Origin of the sequence: Bacillus sp. SRB_8 (genome assembly GCF_003264205.1) — a bacterium.
GTDB lineage: Bacteria > Bacillota > Bacilli > Bacillales > Bacillaceae_G > Bacillus_A > Bacillus_A mycoides.
Window position 1 is genome coordinate 469,192 of the sequence record NZ_NADT01000018.1, and the last position, 21,419, is coordinate 490,610.

The following is a 21,419-nucleotide window of genomic DNA, read 5'->3' on the forward strand; positions in this document are numbered from 1 at the left end:
ACCCCCTCTTCACTTTGAAGAGGGGGACATAATTGTTCCTCCTCTTATTATGCAAAACACACGTTTTGCAGGTTTTAGCACCGTTTCAAACATTTAGTTTGAAGGTTGCCGGGTTTCACAGGGCCTTTCCCTCCACCGCTCTCAATAAGAGTTTGTCTTTATTATTTTATTTATGTAGCTAAAAGGAAATACGTTCCCCTTTTAACAATGTTTGTTAATTTTTTATAAATTTAGCACGCACTAAAATAAAAGTCAATGACACTTGTGGAAAAATAAAAATTATTTAAAATAAAGTTGCAATTCAATTATCTTTTGTTGTAAAGTTAAAACCATAATAAAATTTCATACGAACATTCTTATCTAGAGAGGTAGAGGGACTGGCCCTTTGACGCCTCAGCAACCATTAACATCCATTCGTTAATAAGGTGCTAATTCCAGCAAATTGTGAAAGATTTGACAGATGAGAAGAAGACTCTATTCAATCCGAAAGCCTTCTTCTTAGAAGGCTTTTTTTATTTTCACTTAGTCGTTCACTTTAAAAAGGGGGTATTTTCACATGTCAACAATCGAAACAAAACTAGCACAAATCGGGAACCGTAGCGAAGCTACAACAGGAACGGTTAATCCACCTGTTTATTTCTCAACTGCTTATCGTCACGAAGGAATTGGTAAATCTACTGGATTTGACTATTCAAGAACTGGAAATCCGACTCGCGGCCTTTTAGAACAGGCAATTGCAGACTTAGAAAGTGGTGAGCAAGGGTATGCCTGTAGTTCAGGAATGGCGGCTGTTCTCCTTGTCCTTTCACTATTCCGTTCCGGAGATGAGCTTATCGTATCTGAAGACTTATACGGGGGAACATATCGTCTATTTTCCGAACATGAAGACAAGTGGAATATTCGATGTAGATACGTAGATACACAATCTATTAAACAAATTGAGCAAGCAATCACATCTCAAACGAAGGCTATTTTCATAGAAACACCGACTAATCCATTAATGCAAGTAACTGATATCGTAAGTGTAGCAAGTGTAGCGAAAAGGCACGGACTACTTCTTATTGTAGATAACACGTTCTATACACCTTATATACAGCAACCATTAACAGAAGGTGCAAACATCGTCCTTCATAGCGCAACTAAATATTTAGGCGGTCATAACGATGTACTAAGCGGACTTGTCGTTGCGAAAGGGAAATCTCTTTGCGAGGAGCTTGCTCATTATCATAATGCCTCTGGTGCTGTCTTAAGCCCGTTTGATTCATGGCTATTAATTCGAGGCATGAAGACTTTAGCACTTCGCATGAAACAGCATGAAGAAAACGCTCATGCAATTGTTGCTTATTTAAATGATGAAGATGGTGTGACAGATGTATTTTATCCAGGAAGAGGTGGTATGATTTCATTTCGCCTTCAAGATGAAACTTGGATTAATCCTTTCTTACAATCTTTATCCTTAATTACATTTGCTGAAAGTCTTGGCGGTGTCGAAAGTTTAATGACTTATCCAGCAACGCAAACTCATGCCGATATTCCAGAAGATGTTCGAACAGCACGTGGTGTGTGTAATCGTCTTCTCCGTTTTTCAGTCGGCATCGAAAATAGCAACGACTTAATTCGAGACTTAAAGCAAGCAATTAAACTTGTAAAAGAAGGTGTAAGAATATGAGTTATTCCATAGATACGCTTTTACTGCATAATCAATACAAGCATGACTCACACACAGGAGCTGTTAACGTTCCCATCTATAACACATCAACATTCCATCAGTTTGATGTAGATGCTTTCGGAAAGTATGACTATAGTAGATCTGGAAATCCAACACGTGAAGCTCTTGAAGATATCATTGCTTTATTAGAAGGCGGGACAAAAGGATTTGCCTTTGCATCAGGCATTGCAGCCATTTCTACTGCATTTCTCCTTCTTTCACAAGGTGACCATGTTCTTATTTCAGAAGATGTATATGGAGGTACTTATCGAATTGTTACTGAAGTTCTCTCCCGTTATGGTGTTTCACATACATTTGTTGATATGACCAATGTGGAAGAAGTAAAAGAAAACATTAAACCAAATACGAAGCTCTTTTATGTAGAAACACCTTCTAACCCACTTTTAAAAGTGACAGATATTCGTGCTGTTTCTAATCTTGCAAAATCTATTGGTGCTCTTACTTTTGTTGATAATACATTTTTGACACCACTATTTCAAAAACCGCTTGATCTTGGCGCTGATGTCGTTCTTCATAGCGCTACAAAGTTTATTGCTGGTCATAGCGATGTCACCGCCGGATTAGCTGTCGTAAAAGATGAAGAACTCGCTCAAAAGCTCGGCTTTCTACAAAACGCTTTTGGTGCTATTTTAGGACCGCAAGATTGTTCTCTCGTGCTTCGCGGCATTAAAACATTGCATGTACGTCTCGAACATTCAGCTGCAGGTGCCAACAAAATCGCACATTTTTTACAAGAGCACTCTAAAGTTCAAAATGTCTATTACCCTGGATTACAATCACATCTTGGCTATAGTATTCAACAAACTCAAGCAACATCAGCTGGGGCTGTTTTATCTTTCACCTTACAATCCGAAGATGCACTGCGCCAATTTTTATCAAAAGTTAAACTACCCGTTTTTGCGGTTAGTCTAGGAGCTGTTGAATCTATTCTTTCATATCCAGCAAAAATGTCACATGCAGCTTTATCACAGGAAGCACGTGATGAAAGAGGGATTTCCAATTCATTACTTCGTTTATCGGTTGGTCTTGAAAATGTTAACGATTTAATATCCGATTTCAAAAATGCTCTTTCTTATGTCGAAGAACCTGTAAATGCATAAAGGGAAGAAACGAAGCTGTGTACGAATAATAAAACTCTTCAAGAAATAAAATAGTTGTTTAAAAAGATGAACTCTAGAATAAATGACTAATGACTTGATTATTCTAAGATTTATCAGTTACATCCAAATATTTCATTATCATCATAAAGAAGCTGATCATAATCAGCTTCTTTTCTTTTAACCTGTTATATATTCTATATATAACATTATAATTCCTTTGTCATATTATTTTAAAAATTTTGTATATTCATTTGAAAGAATAAGAAAATCATGATAAAATTGTGTTACGAATATATCTATATCTTTCAATTTTTGAAACGCATCAAAATTTTCACTCAAAAATGTCATTTTACAAAACTGTGCAAATTTATCTATTTTATTTACATCAGGGTCTCTTTTCTTACAATTTCTTTACTTTAGGACTTTTTTTCTGCAACAACTGTTTTCTTTTCTTTGATTTTTTGGTATGTATAGTATGGTATAACAGCTCACACGGAGGTGGAAAAGAACATGTTAGAAACCTTTCAAAAAGAAATAGAACTATATGAAAGCAATGCAGAATTATTGAAAGTGCTTGCTCATCCTGTTCGCTTATGTATTGTAAAGGGATTAATTGAACGTGGCCCAAGCAACGTTTCTACAATGTACACAGGCTTAAACATGCCACAATCTACAATTTCACAGCATTTAGCAAAGTTAAAAAGTGCTAAAATCGTTTCTAGTGAAAGAAAAGGATTGGAAATTTACTACAAAGTAGAAAACGAAACAATCATTCAACTCGTTCGCGTATTATTAGGTTAGGGACCTATAGACAGAGAAAAAGAGTGTATTCTATATTTTTCATCTCATATCTTTAATATAAATATATATCATGAGAGAAAATATATAATGCTACATAATTAAAAGTCGTATTAAAAAACAAGACACAGAAAATACTGTGTCTTGTTTTTTTCATATTGTTAAATATTGATTCAAAAGTAAATTCTTCATATCTTTTGTGTGTATAACAACATCGAAAGCATTACCTAATCCTCCGTTCAAAATCATAGAGCGAATAGCTCTATTTAGTTTTTGAGTTTCAGAAAAAGGGTTGGTATCTTGATGGCTAGCAAGCTGATCTAATATTCCTGCTGCTAACAAAAACTCTGATTGCTTCCTATGCCATATCGTATTAATTCCTTGTAGCTCAAAATTCATCTTCAACTCATCCCAATGAACATGCGTAGTAAGGTCCATTTCTCCTGGATATGCAAGAGGATTACGAATTAGCTTGTGCTTATAATATCCTCTTAAACTTCCTTCACGATGTGCAGGATGCATCCATTCTTCTTTTGTATATCCATAATCAACTGTAATACATATACCTTTCTGAAACCATTTCGCAATCTCTTCTATATACTCTTCCATTGCAATAGGCACTTCAAATCGCTGTCCCTCGGCAATATGAATGTTATATTTCAATAAGTAACGACCGACTCTTTTCTCTATCGGTCTAAATACTTCTGTAAGGTTTCCTTCATCTGTATACGTGATACGTACTTCATACAAAATTCCATTTCTTTTCTCAACTATCTCAACAGGAAACGCATCAAATAATTCATTCGAAAAAATAATTCCTTCGAAAGACTCTCCCATTTCAATATAAGATGTATAATACGACACATTATCAAATAAGCAAAGCCTCTCCTGTTGTAGCCTTCTATGAAAAGGGCTCACTTCAATAATTGAATAGTTTAAATTGATAAAGGTTTCCGGAGATAATTGTTTCCATTCTTGTAAAACATCATAGGCAAACTTTCCTGTTCCCCCACCAATCTCACAAATATTTGGAGAAACTTCTCCCTTTTCAACAAGCCGAATAAAAAACTTAGCAAAAGTCTTCGCAAATACAGAAGATACATTGCTACTCGTAAAAAAATCTCCCTGTCTTCCAATTTTTTTACGTTCTCTCATATAATACCCATGTTCCTCTGCATATAATACGAGGTTCATATACGTACTATATGAAATCGAATGATCCTTTTCTTTTCCCATCCATTCTCTTAAATTGAGCTCCATCCCCATAATGACTCCTTATTGTAAAAATGGATTATTTTCTTTTTCAAAACCAATGCTTGTTTCTGGACCGTGTCCACATAGCACCGCTGTTTCATCTGGTAATACAAATAATTTCTCTTCAATACTTCCAATTAATTCAGCAAAACTTCCACCAGGTAAATCCGTTCTTCCAATACTCATTTGGAACAATACATCTCCAGAAAATACAGCATTCGCTTCTTTACTATAATAAGAAATACTTCCTGGAGAATGTCCTGGTGTCTCAAAAATTTCAAAACTAAAAGAACCGATCGTTAATGTACCCTCTTCGTCAATAATATGATCTGCTGGTTTTGCTGTAATACTGCGGTTCATCATAAAAATTTGCGAGCCATTCACAGTTGCATCGCCTAACCAATCCGCTTCTTCTTTATGTACGTATACAGGAATATGAAAAGCGTCTCTCACCGCATCAACAGCACCGATATGATCGAAATGAGCATGTGTTAATAAAACCGCAAGTGGCTTTAACTGCGCTTCCTGTAAATATGTAACAAGTTTCTCTCCTTCATGACCAGGATCAAAAATAATACACTCATTTTGATCATTCGTTAAAATATAAGCATTTGTTTGTAATGGGCCTAAAGGCATTTGTATCCATTTCATATGAAAATCTCCTCCAGTTATTTAATTTACTTTTAATGATACAACATTTCTTTCTCTTAGGAAAAGAAGGCGTGTTATCTCGACAATCATTTTTAAAACATGTACAATATAAAAGAGTAAATATTCTAAAAACTCATTCTAAGGAATGAGTAGACAGAGGAGGATATTGTATGGGCCTTGTTATTATTTTTACGCTAGTCACTCTGTTAGCTGTATTTGCTACGCTTAGAACACTTCGCGAAAAAAACTTATTCGCGGGCGGCTTCGCTATTGCAACCGTACTTGTTTTCGGATGGTTTACAATCATGACTGTTCTATATAATGGGTACCCACCAACAGCTTAATCCATTTACATTTTTATTCTCCAACAAGATCTTGCATAAAAAGAGGAAGGGGGCCCCTTCCTCTTTTCATTATTCACAACTTATATCATCTTCGCCTCGTATTTGTGCTTTTTTACAAGCCACGCTCCTCCAATTACACCTGCATCATTACCAAGTATTGCAATTGCTAACTTTGTGCTCTTTACAGCACGAGAGAAAGCATATTGCTCGAAATAACGTTGAATTGGCTCTAATAGTGCGTCTCCAGCTTTAGATACGCCACCACCAATTACGATTTTCTCTGGGTTCAACGTACTAGCAAGGTTCGCTACAGCTAATCCTAAATAAGAAGCTACTTTTTCCACTACTTCACCTGCTAGTTCGTCACCTTGTCCAAGCGCTTCAAACACATCTTTTGATGTAATAAGCCCTTCTTCTGCTAACATAGAACGTAAAACACTTTCTTTAGCTGTCTCTTGTATTTGTTGCATAGCAACACGCACAATACCTGTTGCAGAGGCTACCGTTTCTAAACAACCCGACTTCCCGCAATTACATGGAAAAGCGTTCTCTGTAACAACTGTAATATGTCCAATCTCACCAGCAGCACCGCTTATACCATGTACAATCTCACCATTGGCGATAACACCACCACCAACACCAGTGCCAAGTGTCATACAAATTAAATCTTTTGCTCCTTCACCGGCACCTTTCCACATTTCACCAAGCGCCGCTAAGTTTGCATCATTATCAATAACAACAGGTAATCCCGTTTCTACTTCTAGTAAATCTTTTAACGGATAGTTTTTCCATCCTAAATTAACCGCTTCATAAATCATTCCAGATGCCACATGTACAGGACCAGGAGCTCCCATACCAATACCAATTAGCTTACTTTTTAATTCACCTAATTCTTCTAACTTTTTATCAATAGCTTTCGCTACATCAAGTGTAATATGTTTTCCTTGTTCATTTGTATTCGTAGGGATTTCCCACTTATGTAAAATTTCACCGTACACATTAATAAATGCTAATTTAATCGTTGTACCACCAAGGTCAACACCAACTAACCATTTCTCTTCCATGTTACGTACCTACCTTTATCTATTTCTTATTTATCTCTTTTTGAATTTCTTGCTTCAACAAAAATAAAGCTGTTTGATAGTCTTGTGGATCGATTAGCTGTGATTGATTTAATTCACGCAATTCATCTTGCATTAATTGTAAATCAGCGATTCGATCACCCGTATAAATAATCGTGCCAAATTTCTTTAGCAATTGCTGAATATCATAAATGGATATCATTTCATCACCCTTTATGCTCACTTACTATAAAAAAATTATAATAAGAAAACGTTCACATATTTTATTATAATCAAGAAGAAAAAGTCTCGTCAATTTTTATTTGTCTATACAAGCCCATTTATAACCATTGTTCCTTTTTCTGTAATAATTTTTTCTACATTTTTATCAAATGGCTCTACCGGAATATGTTTTACAATTTGAAAATCATAAGCTAATGATAGCGTTTTCCCTTTATAGTGCACGAGATAACGATCATAGTAGCCACCGCCATATCCAATCCGTTCTCCTCGGCGTGTATAAGCTACTCCTGGCACGATAAGAAGATCAATTTCACACGCATTCACTTCTTCCGTAAGTGCTGGAATCGGTTCACGTAAATTCATATATACTGTTTCTAATTGATTTAAATTACTAATTTGTCGAAAAGACATCGTTCTTGTCCCTTTATTACACTTCGGAACAACAATTTTCTTTCCTTCTTCCCAAGCTTTTTCGATAATCGGATATGTATTCACTTCATGCTCCATCGAGAGAGTGATTCCAATTGTTTTAGCTTCAACCCACTCTTTTTGTCCATACACCGAAACTGCAATTTGTTCCGATAAAGTTGTATACTGTTCTTCAGATAAAGAATTCATGTGTTCTATTATTTGTTTGCGTAAACGTATTTTCTCTTCTTTCACACACTTTTCCCCCTTGCAGTGACACTTTACTCTACGAAGATAGTGTATCACTTTTACGTAGGAATCGCATAAAAAAAAGAAACAGTAGGAAAATATTCCTACTGCTTACTTTGTTTCACGGTGTAACGTAGACTTCTTGTCACGCTTGCAATACTTTTTAAGCTCGATACGCTCAGCGTTGTTACGTTTATTTTTCTTTGAGATATAGTTACGATCTCCGCATTCTGTACATGCTAGAGTAATATTCACACGCATTCTTATTTCCCTCCAGTCACTAATAACTTAAATCAGACTATACTATAATACCACTTTTAAAATAAAAATTCTACACCTTTTGATATTGTCTAATTTTTTCTATAAGATTTTTCATGTTTTCCCTTGCTATTACTGGGTTTCTAGCATGTGAATACACCAAAATTTTTGGTTGTTTTGTATCAGAAACGATATAAGACCACTCTTTTTCGGTATATTTGAACTGTATCCCTTCAAATATACCTTCTTCTTTTCTTTCCATATCGGCCAATAATTTCCTCATTACTTTCCCTTTTTCCTTCCATGAACATACAACTTCATCATAAAGTAGATACAGTGGCGGTGATTGCTCTGCTATGCTAAGTAATGTTTTTCCTTGCAACGCTATTAATTCGAATAATTTTCCAATTCGATATAAAATATCTCGTTTCCATCTTAATTGAAAAGAGTTTTTTTCGTTATGCATATAAAAGAGGAGATAACATTCCCCTAATTTCAAAGACATTGGGTAAACATTATCTGCTGATTCGAGTAATAAATCTGGAATATCTACTTCTTCAAAATCAGTTCCTTGGTAAATATTACTGTGAGTGTCATATAATTCGAAGCGATTTCCGTGTTCAGAAAACATAAGCGCCATATTTGCTTTACTCGATTTCATCAGAGCTTTCACATGATCTTTTTGTTCACTCGCGTAAATCCATGTAACTGTGCATCCAAGCCTTTGTAGAAAGATCATAAGTAAATGTTGTAACATATCATTTCTCTTATTAATAAGAAGATGAAACTTCTGTTTTTGTATCGTTTTAATATCAATACGCTCTAACACAGCTTCTACATAATTATTTACAGAAACGTGAACTAGCTTATTTCGCCCCATTTCTTTCTCAGAAGCGTAATAAAACGACTCAGACATATATACTTGTTCTATCGCTTTTTGCTGCTTATACGTTAAAAACGAGCCCTCCTTGCCATACAGTTGTATAACAATTCCTCTTTCGCTTTCCACTTGAACGAAAACTCCACCTGCACATTGCAAATTATGAATGGCATACTGAAAAAGCGATTCATTCATTTCTTTACATTCCATCGTATGAATCCCGCTGCCATGAATGGCATGGAGGAATAAATTTTTAAAGGAAGTTGTTTCTATATTTTCCTGACTTCCAATCAATATACTCTCTCCTTTAGCAAAAAGAGATCCATAAGCCATTGCAACTTTCACAATAAATTGAGGAGTAATTTCAACATTACCCCTTCCTACAATCCGGCTTTTTTGTAACCATCCTGCACTCTTTTCACCCTCTTTAACACCGGCAGAACCTACTATCGAATGACTATCTATCTCCTTATATGGCCATATTTTTCCTTTTTGCTTAATTACTGTACTTTTCCCTATATGACAATGATCCGCTACAATACTTTTTTGAAAAAGTGTAACATCATCTTCGACCATTGTATGATCTCCTATTGTTGTTTCTAACAACTCACAATTTTTCCCTATATGAGAGTTTGCAAAAATGATGCTTTTTTGAAGATGAGAATAACTTGAAACGATACTATTTTTCCCGATAATAGAGTACGGTTCAATTACAGCCCCTGCACCAATCATTGCTCCTTCCCCAATAAAAGAAGGACCATGAATTTTCGTCCCTTTTCCTATCGTTACACCTTCTCCCATCCACACCATTGGTAATACTTCTGTATATGGAATAGGCACCTTCAATTTTTTCGTCAACAAATCGAATTGAGCTTGCCGATATTGATCAAATGTACCAATATCTAGCCAATAGTCTTCTGATAAATATGCAAATAAAGCATTTTTATTTGCCAATAATGGAAACACATCATGACTGAAATCCGAAAATTCCATGGATGGTATGTAAGAAAAGATTTCTGGCTCCATTATATAAATACCTGTATTCACAATATTAGAAACTACCTCATTCCAGCTCGGCTTTTCTATATATCGTATAATTTCTTGTTCTTTATTCATTACAACTAACCCAAATGAAAGTGGGTTTTCTACTTCTTTCACAAACATTGTTACCATTCTCTTCTTCTGTTCATGAAATGCAATTCCTTCTGATAATTGAAAGTCAGTTAGTGCATCCCCACTAATAACAACAAATGTTTCATCTAAAAAACTTTCCGCTTGCTTAATACTCCCTGCTGTTCCAAGCGGAGGAGAATCTTCAAAATAATACAAGTTAACTCCCCACTTACTACCATCACCAAAGTATTGCTTAATGGCAGTACTCATATATTGAACTGTAATTGCAATTTCACGAATACCATGCTGACGTAATAATTCAATATTATATTCAAGAACTGGTTTTTCTAACAATGGTAACATCGGTTTTGGAGTATTACATGTTAATGGTCTAAGGCGTCTCCCTTTTCCTCCAGCTAAAATAACCCCCTTCATATACTTCAGCCTCCACTTATATAATGTTCAAGAACTCCGTATATCATTTACCCCACATTAACTGCAGTAAAAGTCCGGTTTGATATGATCTAACAATCAGCGAGAGACAGCCCCACTAATTAAAGCCTCACTTTATAAATAAATGTACCTTTTAACTCCCGCCAAAAAGAAAGCGCTTACCATTAACTTGGTAAAATAATTAATAAGACGTAACTAACATATATGTACTTATTTTCCCATTAATTATGATACATCTTATCATCATAGACTAAAGGAAACAACGAGCTTTTTTTGTCATGTTTTGACTAAAAAAAGCAGGTGATTTCTCATCACCTACTTTTCCCCCTACTCATTCAATAAATAATGCTTTCCTTTTACTACATAAAATACATTCTCGGCAATATTTGTAACATGGTCTGCTACACGCTCAATATATCTTGCAACAAAGGATAGTTGTGTAATTTGTGTAATCGCTTCTGGTTGTCCAGGGATAGATGAAATAAATTCACGAATCGCCTTCCCATAAATTTCATCAACTGAATCATCCATTTCAGCAATTTGTTTAGCAAAAGTTAAATTTTCTTGCTCATATGCTTCTAATGCTAAATTTAACATCTTATGAGCAATCTCAAACATTTCCTCAAGATTATGCAAACTAACAACCACTTCTTTTTCACCAAGACGAATTGTTGATTTCGCAATATTAACAGCATGGTCTGCAATACGTTCTAAATCTGTCGCTGTTTTAATTGAAATGAAAATTCTTCTTAAATCACTTGCTACAGGCTGCTGCTTTGTAATAAGCATAAGCGCAAGGTCATTTATTTCCTCTTCTAAATTATCCATGCGATAATCCCCATCAATGACTTCTAACGCTTTCTCTACATCCCTGTTGTGAAGACCTTCCATAGCAATCAATAAAGCTCCACTTGCTAACTCACCAAGCTCGATCACCTTTTGCTGTAACGTTTTTAAATCACATTGAAACTGTTCTCTTACCATTGTTTCTTCCCCCTCAATATTATGTGCCCTTTTATATAAATCCCCTCCCCAGCCTCTTGTATGTTTATTAAGCCTTGAGAAAAGAGAAATATTACTCCCCTATTTAAAATGAGGTGAAAATGAGAAATGCCCTCTGTTAAGAGGGCATTTACTCTTAGCCTTGCTAGCGATATCAACCAAATCGTCCTGTAATGTAGTCTTCTGTACGCTTATCTGCAGGTGTTGTAAATAATTTGTTCGTATCTGTATATTCCACAACTTCTCCACTTAAGAAGAAAGCAGTTTTATCTGAAATTCGTGCTGCTTGTTGCATGTTGTGCGTTACGATAACAATACTAAAATCTTTCTTTAACTCCTGAATTAATTCTTCTACTTTTGATGTTGAAATTGGATCTAGCGCCGATGTTGGCTCATCCATTAAAATTACGTCTGGCTCAATCGCTAAGCAGCGTGCAATGCATAGACGTTGTTGCTGACCACCAGATAAACCGTATGCATTATCATGCAAACGATCTTTTAACTCATCCCAAATAGCTGCGCCGCGCAAGCTATTTTCAACAATTTCATCAAGTGTTTTTTTGTCACGAACACCATGGATTTTCGGACCATATGCTACATTTTCATAAATAGATTTTGGGAATGGATTTGGCTTTTGGAACACCATACCCACATGCGTACGTAATTCTTCAACCGGATATGATTTATCAAATATGTTTCGTTCTCTATATTCGATAACGCCCGTAGTTCGAACGATAGGCACTAACTCTACCATACGATTTAGCGTTTTTAAGTATGTTGATTTCCCACAACCACTTGGACCGATAATCGCTGTTACTTCATTCTCATGAATACTTAAGTTGATATCTTTTAAAGCATGGTCTTCTCCGTACCATAAATTTAAATTTTTCGTATCAAATACTATTTTTTTTGGTGCTGTCTCAATCTTTTTCTCATTTTTCACCTGTACATTTACTACTGTTGCTACCATTTGAATTCCCCTTTCATCCACTTCCAACTTATTTTCGATTTCGTAACCATAAGACAAATATATTTATAAAGAGCAACAATCCTAGCAAAACAATCATCCCAGCTGCTGCTACATACTGAAATTCTTCTTGTGGTCTACTCATCCAATTAAAAATTTGAATTGGTAAAACCGTAAATCTATCAAACATACTGAACGGAACATAATTTGCAAAGGCAAGGGCCCCAATAACTAATAATGGTGCTGCCTCACCAATTGCTCTCGATACCGCTAACGTACATCCCGTTACAATCCCTGGCAAAGCGACTGGCAATACAATTCGATACATCGTTTGCCATTTCGTAGCACCTAATCCGTAAGAAGCCTCTAGTAATGAGCTCGGCACAGTTCTAATCGCTTCTTGACTAGCTACAACAACAGTTGGTAAGACGAGTAAACTCATCGTCAGTGCCGCTGCCATTATGCTCTCTCCCAAATGGAGAGCGTATACGAAAATAGTTAACCCGAGTAAACCAAACACAACGGAAGGTACCCCTGCTAATGTTTGATTATTTAATTCAATTAACTTTTTAAAAACGGACTCCTTCGCATAATGCTCTAAATAAAGAGCTGTTCCGACTCCAAATATAAAAGAGACTGGTATAACAATACTCATAAATAGTATTGTCCCTGACAAAGCAGCGACAATCCCAGCTTCTCTCGGATTACGTGAGGCGAAGTTTGTAAAGAAATCTATTGAAAGATAACTTATACCTTTTTCAAAAATTTGAAAAAGCAATATAAAAAGTATTACTACTGAAAACAAAATTGCTATATAAAACAAACACTTGTAAATCCGATCCTTTAAAAAACGAGATGCCATATTTTCTTGTATGTTCTTATGGTTTAACATTCGCATATTATGTCACCCTCCTAAAACGGCGCATAATATATTGCGAAATGATATTCATAATAAAAGTAAACATAAATAACGTTGCACCTACAGCATACATGCTGTAATAAGTAATCGTTCCGTGCGGAGCATCACCTAAACTCACTTGTACAATATAGGCTGTTAATGTTTGAATAGAATGAGTCGGATCTATCGATACATTAGGTGTTGATCCAGCTGCAATAACAACAATCATCGTTTCACCAATTGCCCTGGAAGCTGCTAATATAATCGCTGCCATTATGCCCGTAAAAGCCGATGGAAACACCACTTGTTTTACCATCTCAAAACGAGTTGCTCCTAGCGCTAATGAGGCTTCTTTAATTCCTTTCGCTACAGCTCTCATCGCATCTTCAGAGAGAGACGCAATCGTCGGTATCATCATAAACCCTATAACAATACCTGGACTAATAGCATTAAAAAACTGCAAATCTGGTATAACCCGTTGTAAAAGTGGTGTGACAACTGTTAACGCGAAAAAACCATATACAATTGTCGGGATGCCTGCTAGTAGCTCTAACAACGGTTTTAATATTTTCCGAGCGCCATTCGAAGCGTATTCGCTTAAAAACACGGCACAACCTAAACCAATAGGAATTGCTACGAACATGGCAATTGCTGTTACAAGGATTGTTCCACATATAAGTGGTAATATACCGAATTTTGGATCTTCAAAAAAAGGTAACCATTCCTTCTCTGTCAAAAAAGAATACAATGATATCTTTTGAAAAAACATGATTGTTTCATTTGCCAACGTAATAATAATTCCAAGTGTCGTTACAATGGACACGCTAGCAATGGCTTTTAGTATTAACGGAACAATTCGATTGATTCGCTGCGTTTTTTTTCTTCTATTTGTATTTCTCTCAATCAAATGTTGTACAGAAAATGTAATTTGACTTTTGTCATTATGAGCCAAAGATGAAAACCCCTTTCCACCCTGACATTACCTTTTTATTTCTGTTAACATTCGCAGCTGTTCATTATATTTTTCTTTTGGTAATTTTACATATCCGACCTCTTCAGCAAGGCTTCCAACATGCTTAATCATAAACTCCACATAATTTGCTACATTAATTTTATTTCTGATAGATGCATGATTCACATACGTAAATAGTGGCCTAGATAATGGCTTATACGTACCCGACTGAATGGTCTCTTTCGTTGGAAATACACCATCCACCTGTATTGCTTTTACCTTATCTCGATTGGCCATATAATAAGCATATCCTACAAAAGCAATGGCATTTTTATCATTCATAACCCCTTGCATAATAACTTGATCGTCTTCAGACAAAGAAACCGTTTTTACAAGGCGATTATTTTGTAAGACAACATTTTGGAAATAATCATAAGTACCAGAGTCTACGCCTGGCGCATAAAATTTAACTTGTTCACGAGGCCATGATGAATGAATTTGTGACCATCGTTTCAATCTTCCATTTTCACTCCATAATAGACGTAACTCGTCTATCGTCATATTGTTTACCCACGTATTTTGACGATTCACAACAATCGTTAGACCGTCATAAGCAACCTCAAATGGTGTAAATTGAATGGATTTTTTCTGCATTGCATTTCCTTCTACCGGTTTCATCAATCTCGAAGCATTGTTTATATCTACTTCTCCTTTACTGAAACGATTAAATCCTCCCCCTGTCCCAGAAATACTAATAGAAATTTTCACGTTTGGATGGGCCTTTGTATATTCCTCTGCTACTGCCTCTATAATGGGGAAAACCGTTGAGGATCCATCAACTCTCACTTCTCCCATTTCATTTGTAGCGAATGCAGTAGACATATTAAAACAAAGGAAACATGTCGATAATGTCAAAACTTTAATCGATGCGCTCATCCATTTCACGTGTTCTTCCTCCTAGAAGTAACCGGAAATAACAGGATTACAGATATAAGAATACTGCTAAACTATTAATTCGGTTTTAATTATTTGTAAAAGTTTTGTAAAGTCCCACAAAAACAACTGTATACACAAACTTTTTTTCACTTTTGCACTTTAGATGCAGGAAATTTTCTAATCATCCATAAAGTGAAACTTTAATCAGTGGGGGTTTTGTTCATCCCCCACTGATTATTAGCCCTCACCAATCGGACGTTTACGGGCAGCATGGCTCCCACCTAACTTCTTTGCTCCAGCTGAATTTTGAGGTGGGAGTTTTACCGCCCTCAAACGCGGGATAAAACTGCTATCGCCTATCACACACAACAAACTTAGAGCGTATGCACTAATCTTGTTGTGTTCATCGTTTTTGAAACTACATGTTTTTTCAATATTTTATGCTTGTCCACATTTACTAAACCATATGCGTAAGGCATAAAAAAAAGCACACTATCTTTTCAGATAGTGTGCTTTTTTTACAACTTTTTTATTCATCATCTTGATTTTTATTTTTTTTCGCTTTTTCATCTTGCGGAGCTTCACCAGTTAATGCTTGTTTTTTCAAATCAAAGTAAGCGTCCATTATTTCACGACTGATATATCCATTAATCCCTGTTTTATCATCATGTACCCATGGCACAACAACAGAAAATGCTACTTCTGGATCTTCAAGTGGCGCATAACCTACTAATGTTAAGTTATATGTTTCAACACGCTCACCCTTTGCATTTCTACCAATCTCTTTATCTCCGCCATATACAGTTTGAGCTGTACCTGTTTTCCCAGCGGCTTTATACGGTGCACCTGCAAAGTATTTTGTAGCTGTACCACCTGTATCGTTAAACACTTGTCTAAATCCTTCTTGAACACGTTTAATTTGTGATTCAGGCATATCAACACGATTTAATACTTTCGGTTCCATGGATTGAACAACTTTTCCAACTTCCTCTGGCTTCGCCGATGGCTGACGAATTTCCTTTACAACTTGGGGTTGCATACGATATCCACCATTTGCAATCGTCGAAATATATTGCGCTAATTGAAGCGGTGTATACGTATCATACTGCCCGATTGATAAATCTAATAAGAAACCTGGTTGATTTCCTTTACCTATTTGACCAGCAGTTTCATTTGGCAAATCAATCCCTGTTTTCACACCAAGTCCAAACTGACCAAAATAGTAACGCATAGTATCGAACGCACTTTTCGGAATATCTAACGTACCGCCTCGTACATATGGAACCCCAGCGATATTCATCGCTGTTTTAAACATATAAACGTTTGAAGACTGTTTTAACGCTGTAAGGTCATTAATATACCCCATCTGTTTCCAAGATGACTTCGTAGGTGTCCCTTTTAATTTAATTGGTTCATCTAACTGTACAGATCCAGGTTGAATCGCACCAGTTTGATACCCCGTAAGTACTGTCGCACCTTTTACAGTTGAACCCATCGGATAAGAACTTGTCATCGTTCCTAATGCAAAATCTTCTACTTTCGTTTCGCCGTCTTTATCCACTAATTGTTTCCCCGCCATAGATAAAACTTCACCATTTTTCGGGTTCATCATTACAACGAATGCACGGTCTAAAAGAGGTTCGCTCCCTTTAAATCTCATTAAGTTTTTTGTAAGAATTTCTTCTACGCGCTTTTGTAATTTCATATCAATCGTTAAATTCAGATCGTTACCTCGTTGTCCTTGTGACACATTAATAGTTTCTAAAATATTACCGTCTTTATCTGTAACATTTCTAACTTCAGCTTTTGTGCCGTGTAAACTATCTTCGTACTGTTGCTCAAGGTAACTTTTTCCTACGCGATCGTTACGATTATAATCACGAACAAGATAGTGATCTAATCTTTCTCTCGGTAACCCTTCATCAGAAGAAGTTACACCACCAAGTACACTTCGGAACATATCGTCATACTTATATTTTCGCTCCCAGTCAACATTTGTATCTACACCTGGTAATTTCGCTAAATTTTCACTAATAATCGCGTATTCTTCCGGTGTTGCATTTTTTTTAACGATTTGTGGCGTCATTGCATATCCGCTTTCCATCTTGCTTTTGATCGCCAATATTTCTAAATCTTTTGCTGACAGTTGATTAATCTCTTCTTCTGTTACACGATTTCGTTGACGTTCATCTAGTTCTTTATCTTCAATTTTATTCGCTTTAAACTCTTCACGATCTTTTTTTGTGATTTTTGCTTCTGCTTCTTCTTTATGTAAAGCAAGCCAATAATCTTTCTTATCGCGATCTGTTAACTTATCTGTTGGGACTTCAATTAAATCTGCTAATTTTTTCGCCGTCTCTAAGCGATCTGCTGCAGTTGATCCCTTCATTTTTGTAAATGTAATTGTACGAATAGGCTCATTATCTACGACCGCTTCTCCATTACGATCAAATATTTTCCCGCGTGGTACAGGATTACTTATCGTTGAGTTTTCTTTTTTCTCAACTTCATTTTTATATTCCTCACCACGAACAATTTGTACGTATCCAAGCCTTACAATAACCGCGGAGAACATTAAAAACACGCAAAAAAACAACACGTTTAACCGAAAAGGAACGTGGGTCTTTTTCTTTTGTTGTTTCTGCTTCTTGCTCATACAAACCCCCTCTACCAACAGCTATGTAATGTGAAAGGGACACCTTCATACAGGTGCCCTCACTGCTGTCTTACATCTTTTTCTATTCTAGCATAAAACACGCGATAAGTTAACCTTCTGGTTCAGTTTGATTCTGTGTGCTTCCTTGCGCTACAACACTGGTTTTGTTCACATTCCCCTCATCATATTTGACATTTTTAACTGCAAAATAAATAAGAAAATGTCCAGCTCCTAAAATACATAGTAAGAAAGGTAAACTTTTTTCAGGCGGAAAAAATATGACAGCACATAAAAAACTTAAAATGGAACAAATTCTTCCGGCATTTAACCATAATTCCCTGACCACTATATATTCTACACGCCATTCTCTCGCCTGTTTTGCTCTACCAATTACATCGTATGTCATTGAGCCGTACGGAACGAGTAAAATCGGATATGCAACCGCAATACATGCTGCATAAATAAGTAATTTCGTATATGTAACATTAAAAATAACTAAAAATACGACCGCATATAAAATAATGCCACCAAGTAAAATTGCTTTTTTTCGCCATTCTTTCTTTAACATACGAGCAACTAAATAATAGCATACAAATGATACTGCAGAATTCACTAAACTATATTTCCCTAGTGCTAACTCGCTACCAGATGCTAAATAGACATATACCGAAATAACGAAAATAAACGTTCCCTCTCTCAAACCTTGGAAGAAATGAGCGCGCGTAATTCTTCCCCAGTTTTCATCAACTTGCCGCTCTTTCAATACTTGCACAATTTCATAGCGTCCTTCACATTCCCTCTTCGATAAAAAAAAGCTTAGAACGACTGCAACCGCAAATAGCATTAACGAGAGGAAGAAAACGACAGTATAACCACTCCATTTTTCCATACGTGAAATTGTATATCCTGCTGCTATCGGCCCAATCATTCCAGAGAACGATGTAAGAAGTCCTAGAAAACCGTTAAAAAAATCTCTTGTTTCTGGTTCTGTAATCTCAAATGTCAACAAGTTAAAAGCGAGCCAATAAAAACCATAACCAACTCCTAAAAGAGCTCCCATTAATAAAATATAGTGAGATGCACTTTTTCCCGCTACTAAAACGACGATAAAAAAAACAGCTAATGTTCCTACACCGATTCTCAATAAAATCGAGCGATCAATACGTTTCGCTAATTTCCCGCCCACAAGAAATGTTAGAGGCTGCAATACAACGCTGGCCAAATTATACAAGCCCAGATTCACATAATTTTGTGTTTGCTTCCATAAATAAATGTTTACAAACGTATTCGATAAAGAAATTGCGAGCGTGTATAAACCTCCTATAACGAGCAATAATACTAAATCCCGATTCACTTCAACATCACCGATTACATGTTTCCACTTCATACACAACTCTCCTTTACTTCATGTTCTAGTCTTCCAAAAACAAGCTCAATTATGTAAAAGGAGAACATAGAAAAAAGCTAGGAGAAAACCCCCTAGCTTTTTTCTAGCTGTATTAACTTTAATTATTTTGCTTCTTGGTAAAGTTTTTCAGCAACGTTCCAATCTACAACGTTCCAGAATGCACCGATGTAGTCAGGACGACGGTTTTGGTAATTTAAGTAGTAAGCATGCTCCCAAACATCTAAACCGATAACTGGAGTTTTACCTTCAGTTAGAGGAGAATCTTGGTTTGGAGTGCTTGTTACTTCTAACTCACCATTGTTTACTACTAACCAAGCCCAACCAGAACCGAAGCGAGTTGCGCCAGCTTTTGCGAATTCTGCTTTGAATGCATCGAAGCTACCGAATTTCGCTTCAATCGCAGTTGCAAGTTCGCCTACTGGTTGTCCCCCGCCGTTTGGAGATAGGATTGTCCAGAAGAATGTATGGTTAGCATGTCCGCCACCATTGTTACGTACTGCTGTACGGATTGCTTCAGGTACTTCGTTTAAGTTTGCAACTAATTCTTCAACGCTTTTGTCAGCTAATTCTGCATGACCTTCTAAAGCAGCGTTTAAGTTTGTAATATACGTGTTGTGATGTTTTGTATGATGGATGTTCATTGTTTCTTTATCAAAGTGAGGTTCTAAAGCATCATACGCATAAGGTAAATTTGGTAATTCGTGTTTTGCCATTGTTATATTCCTCCCGGTTTATGTATTGTCACGACATATGTGACCTACAACTTCATTCTACCCTAATTGCCATAGGGTGCAAACAAATAAATCGCTTTGTCTTGCTATCATTAAAGTAGCAAAATCCCCACTTCTTTTCAATTAAAATGCTCATATATTCCGAAAAAAAGCTTCCTTCTACAAGGAAGCTTCCTGCTGACATAATAAACATATGAAATGGATATGGACCCTGTAGGACTCGAACCTACGACCGGACGGTTATGAGCCGTCTGCTCTAACCAACTGAGCTAAGGGTCCACGATTATGTATGTACCATTAAAAACAACTAAATTCCAATCGGATATATCGTTTGAAAAATCTAAGATAAATTTACCATATACGAAAGAAAAGTGTCAATTGTATTTTTCTCTACTAAAAGAAGTAAATTAATAAGAAGGAATTTAGTCCTCTCTACTATATGTAAATATAATATATCTTGAGCTTCTCTAGATTCGTACGTTACAATGATTTTATACATACATAAAGGAAGTGAATCTATGTCCATTTTTACACAGCTAGCAAAAAGCGTATATTCGCCTAAAGATATGGCGCTTTTCCGTTTTCAAAAAATCGGTAAAACCATTTTGTATATTATGCTTCTTTGCCTAATCACTACTATTCCAAGAACTTTCTTGTACGGTAGCGTTATTCAAGATGGTGTTAACATGGTAAATAAAGTAATCGAAAAAGATTTACCTGATTTTAAAATTGAAAATGGCGAGCTAACAGCTGATATTGATCAACCTATCGAAAAAGAAGATGGAAATGCCCTTTTCGTATTTGATCCAAATTCAACAGACTTAGAAAAATATCAAAATAAAACAGGTTTATTTGTTTTAAAAGATAAAGTAGTCTCCATGGGGAATGGTCAAACACAAACATACTCCTATAATGACTTATTAGGCGCATCTCTTGAGAAAAAAGATTTACAAGATTTCATTTCGTTATTTGACAGTATTTATCCAATCTTATTATTCGTTATTGGGTTCTTACTGTACTTGTTCCAATTATTTATTACCTTTGTAGGAGTTACATTGCTTGCCTTCATCGGTTCTGCGATGAGCGGTCAACGCAAATTATCTTATAAACAAGTTTGGACATTAACTGCTTACAGCTACACAATTCCAACAATCTTCTTTATGATTATGGATTTATTCAAAATAAACGTACCTGGCGCAACATTCATTTACATTGCAGTTGTTTTAATCGTTCTATACTTAACAATTAAAGAAGTTCCAAAGCCGAAAGAAAAACAAGAACTATAAAAAAATGCCTAAATAGGCATTTTTTTTTGGGACAAGCATATA

At 35.9% G+C, this 21,419-nt stretch carries 20 protein-coding genes, 1 tRNA gene and 2 riboswitches; of the genes, 5 read left to right on the forward strand and 16 right to left on the reverse strand.

The window, feature by feature from the left end; translation table 11 throughout:
* Positions 1–41: 41 nt before the first annotated feature.
* A riboswitch (SAM riboswitch) is annotated at positions 42–151 on the reverse strand.
* 202 nt (positions 152–353) lie between these two features.
* Positions 354–467, forward strand: a riboswitch (SAM riboswitch).
* An 89-nt stretch (positions 468–556) separates the two neighbouring features.
* The 3 genes from B5P40_RS12565 (at position 557) to B5P40_RS12575 (ending at position 3,630) form a co-directional block, all read left to right on the forward strand.
* Positions 557–1,669, forward strand: a complete 1,113-nt coding sequence (locus B5P40_RS12565) for a methionine biosynthesis PLP-dependent protein (RefSeq protein WP_002015129.1) — start codon at positions 557–559, stop codon at positions 1,667–1,669.
* Entirely contained in the window at positions 1,666–2,829 is a 1,164-nt protein-coding gene (gene metC / locus B5P40_RS12570; RefSeq protein WP_016120811.1) for a cystathionine beta-lyase, read from the forward strand. The genes B5P40_RS12565 and metC overlap by 4 nt, the downstream gene beginning before the upstream one ends.
* A gap of 510 nt (positions 2,830–3,339) precedes the next feature.
* Positions 3,340–3,630 (forward strand): ArsR/SmtB family transcription factor, encoded by a 291-nt coding sequence (locus B5P40_RS12575; protein WP_000894375.1) that lies wholly within the window; start codon positions 3,340–3,342, stop codon positions 3,628–3,630.
* Between the two features lie 150 nt (positions 3,631–3,780).
* Here B5P40_RS12575 and B5P40_RS12580 read toward each other — a convergent pair whose 3' ends face one another.
* Positions 3,781–4,893 carry a class I SAM-dependent methyltransferase gene (locus tag B5P40_RS12580; RefSeq protein ID WP_113709291.1) on the reverse strand — a complete coding sequence of 371 codons (1,113 nt, stop codon included), beginning with the start codon at positions 4,891–4,893 and terminating at the stop codon, positions 3,781–3,783.
* 9 nt (positions 4,894–4,902) lie between these two features.
* The gene (locus B5P40_RS12585; RefSeq protein ID WP_002015137.1) at positions 4,903–5,532 is read right to left on the reverse strand and encodes an MBL fold metallo-hydrolase; all 630 of its coding nucleotides are present in this window, start codon (positions 5,530–5,532) and stop codon (positions 4,903–4,905) included.
* Between the two features lie 170 nt (positions 5,533–5,702).
* Between B5P40_RS12585 and B5P40_RS12590 the strand changes: the two genes are divergently transcribed.
* Positions 5,703–5,876, forward strand: coding sequence for a DUF2759 domain-containing protein (locus B5P40_RS12590; protein WP_002015138.1), 174 nt, complete (start codon positions 5,703–5,705; stop codon positions 5,874–5,876).
* 80 nt (positions 5,877–5,956) lie between these two features.
* On the opposite strand, the gene glcK is transcribed toward B5P40_RS12590, so the two are convergent.
* The 14 genes from glcK to B5P40_RS12665 all read right to left on the reverse strand — a co-directional run bounded on the left by glcK (position 5,957) and on the right by B5P40_RS12665 (position 20,370).
* A complete protein-coding gene (gene glcK, locus B5P40_RS12595; RefSeq protein ID WP_002015139.1) occupies positions 5,957–6,940 on the reverse strand; it encodes a glucokinase in 984 nt (327 codons plus the stop codon).
* Positions 6,941–6,959: 19 nt separating this feature from the next.
* Entirely contained in the window at positions 6,960–7,160 is a 201-nt protein-coding gene (locus B5P40_RS12600) for a YqgQ family protein (RefSeq protein WP_002015140.1), read from the reverse strand.
* A 104-nt stretch (positions 7,161–7,264) separates the two neighbouring features.
* On the reverse strand, positions 7,265–7,843 hold the full coding sequence (locus tag B5P40_RS12605; RefSeq protein WP_002015142.1) for a 5-formyltetrahydrofolate cyclo-ligase: 579 nt from the start codon (positions 7,841–7,843) through the stop codon (positions 7,265–7,267).
* Positions 7,844–7,948: 105 nt separating this feature from the next.
* A complete protein-coding gene (rpmG, locus tag B5P40_RS12610; protein WP_001265616.1) occupies positions 7,949–8,098 on the reverse strand; it encodes a 50S ribosomal protein L33 in 150 nt (49 codons plus the stop codon).
* A gap of 70 nt (positions 8,099–8,168) precedes the next feature.
* A complete protein-coding gene (locus B5P40_RS12615; RefSeq protein ID WP_113709292.1) occupies positions 8,169–10,523 on the reverse strand; it encodes a sugar phosphate nucleotidyltransferase in 2,355 nt (784 codons plus the stop codon).
* 345 nt (positions 10,524–10,868) lie between these two features.
* The gene (gene phoU / locus B5P40_RS12620; RefSeq protein ID WP_002015145.1) at positions 10,869–11,525 is read right to left on the reverse strand and encodes a phosphate signaling complex protein PhoU; all 657 of its coding nucleotides are present in this window, start codon (positions 11,523–11,525) and stop codon (positions 10,869–10,871) included.
* A 172-nt stretch (positions 11,526–11,697) separates the two neighbouring features.
* Positions 11,698–12,513: a phosphate ABC transporter ATP-binding protein gene (gene pstB, locus B5P40_RS12630; RefSeq protein WP_002088644.1), complete on the reverse strand. Its 816-nt coding sequence runs from the start codon at positions 12,511–12,513 to the stop codon at positions 11,698–11,700.
* A gap of 28 nt (positions 12,514–12,541) precedes the next feature.
* Positions 12,542–13,408: a phosphate ABC transporter permease PstA gene (gene pstA / locus B5P40_RS12635; protein ID WP_002167665.1), complete on the reverse strand. Its 867-nt coding sequence runs from the start codon at positions 13,406–13,408 to the stop codon at positions 12,542–12,544.
* Position 13,409: 1 nt separating this feature from the next.
* Positions 13,410–14,360, reverse strand: a complete 951-nt coding sequence (pstC, locus tag B5P40_RS12640) for a phosphate ABC transporter permease subunit PstC (RefSeq protein ID WP_002167664.1) — start codon at positions 14,358–14,360, stop codon at positions 13,410–13,412.
* 27 nt (positions 14,361–14,387) lie between these two features.
* Positions 14,388–15,305: a PstS family phosphate ABC transporter substrate-binding protein gene (locus tag B5P40_RS12645; RefSeq protein WP_113709293.1), complete on the reverse strand. Its 918-nt coding sequence runs from the start codon at positions 15,303–15,305 to the stop codon at positions 14,388–14,390.
* Positions 15,306–15,825: 520 nt separating this feature from the next.
* Positions 15,826–17,952, reverse strand: coding sequence for a peptidoglycan D,D-transpeptidase FtsI family protein (locus B5P40_RS12650; RefSeq protein WP_113709294.1), 2,127 nt, complete (start codon positions 17,950–17,952; stop codon positions 15,826–15,828).
* Positions 17,953–18,061: 109 nt separating this feature from the next.
* Entirely contained in the window at positions 18,062–19,339 is a 1,278-nt protein-coding gene (locus tag B5P40_RS12655; protein ID WP_002015154.1) for an MFS transporter, read from the reverse strand.
* Between the two features lie 122 nt (positions 19,340–19,461).
* Positions 19,462–20,073: a superoxide dismutase [Mn] gene (gene sodA, locus B5P40_RS12660; RefSeq protein ID WP_001052029.1), complete on the reverse strand. Its 612-nt coding sequence runs from the start codon at positions 20,071–20,073 to the stop codon at positions 19,462–19,464.
* 223 nt (positions 20,074–20,296) lie between these two features.
* Positions 20,297–20,370: transfer RNA gene (locus B5P40_RS12665), tRNA-Ile, on the reverse strand.
* A gap of 239 nt (positions 20,371–20,609) precedes the next feature.
* On the opposite strand from B5P40_RS12665, the gene yqgB reads away from it, so the two are divergent.
* Positions 20,610–21,377 carry a protein YqgB gene (gene yqgB, locus B5P40_RS12670; protein WP_002034056.1) on the forward strand — a complete coding sequence of 256 codons (768 nt, stop codon included), beginning with the start codon at positions 20,610–20,612 and terminating at the stop codon, positions 21,375–21,377.
* The last annotated feature ends 42 nt before the right edge of the window (positions 21,378–21,419 follow it).

Bases quoted from the DNA above. Each gene is read 5' to 3' on its own strand.
- B5P40_RS12565 (WP_002015129.1), top strand. From the start codon at position 557: ATGTCAACAATCGAAACAAAACTAGCACAAATCGGGAACCGTAGCGAA.
- metC (WP_016120811.1), top strand. From the start codon at position 1,666: ATGAGTTATTCCATAGATACGCTTTTACTGCATAATCAATACAAGCAT.
- B5P40_RS12575 (WP_000894375.1), top strand. From the start codon at position 3,340: ATGTTAGAAACCTTTCAAAAAGAAATAGAACTATATGAAAGCAATGCA.
- B5P40_RS12580 (WP_113709291.1), bottom strand. From the start codon at position 4,893: ATGGGGATGGAGCTCAATTTAAGAGAATGGATGGGAAAAGAAAAGGAT.
- B5P40_RS12585 (WP_002015137.1), bottom strand. From the start codon at position 5,532: ATGAAATGGATACAAATGCCTTTAGGCCCATTACAAACAAATGCTTAT.
- B5P40_RS12590 (WP_002015138.1), top strand. From the start codon at position 5,703: ATGGGCCTTGTTATTATTTTTACGCTAGTCACTCTGTTAGCTGTATTT.
- glcK (WP_002015139.1), bottom strand. From the start codon at position 6,940: ATGGAAGAGAAATGGTTAGTTGGTGTTGACCTTGGTGGTACAACGATT.
- B5P40_RS12600 (WP_002015140.1), bottom strand. From the start codon at position 7,160: ATGATATCCATTTATGATATTCAGCAATTGCTAAAGAAATTTGGCACG.
- rpmG (WP_001265616.1), bottom strand. From the start codon at position 8,098: ATGCGTGTGAATATTACTCTAGCATGTACAGAATGCGGAGATCGTAAC.
- B5P40_RS12615 (WP_113709292.1), bottom strand. From the start codon at position 10,523: ATGAAGGGGGTTATTTTAGCTGGAGGAAAAGGGAGACGCCTTAGACCA.
- phoU (WP_002015145.1), bottom strand. From the start codon at position 11,525: ATGGTAAGAGAACAGTTTCAATGTGATTTAAAAACGTTACAGCAAAAG.
- pstB (WP_002088644.1), bottom strand. From the start codon at position 12,513: ATGGTAGCAACAGTAGTAAATGTACAGGTGAAAAATGAGAAAAAGATT.
- pstA (WP_002167665.1), bottom strand. From the start codon at position 13,408: ATGCGAATGTTAAACCATAAGAACATACAAGAAAATATGGCATCTCGT.
- B5P40_RS12650 (WP_113709294.1), bottom strand. From the start codon at position 17,952: ATGAGCAAGAAGCAGAAACAACAAAAGAAAAAGACCCACGTTCCTTTT.
- B5P40_RS12655 (WP_002015154.1), bottom strand. From the start codon at position 19,339: ATGAAGTGGAAACATGTAATCGGTGATGTTGAAGTGAATCGGGATTTA.
- sodA (WP_001052029.1), bottom strand. From the start codon at position 20,073: ATGGCAAAACACGAATTACCAAATTTACCTTATGCGTATGATGCTTTA.
- yqgB (WP_002034056.1), top strand. From the start codon at position 20,610: ATGTCCATTTTTACACAGCTAGCAAAAAGCGTATATTCGCCTAAAGAT.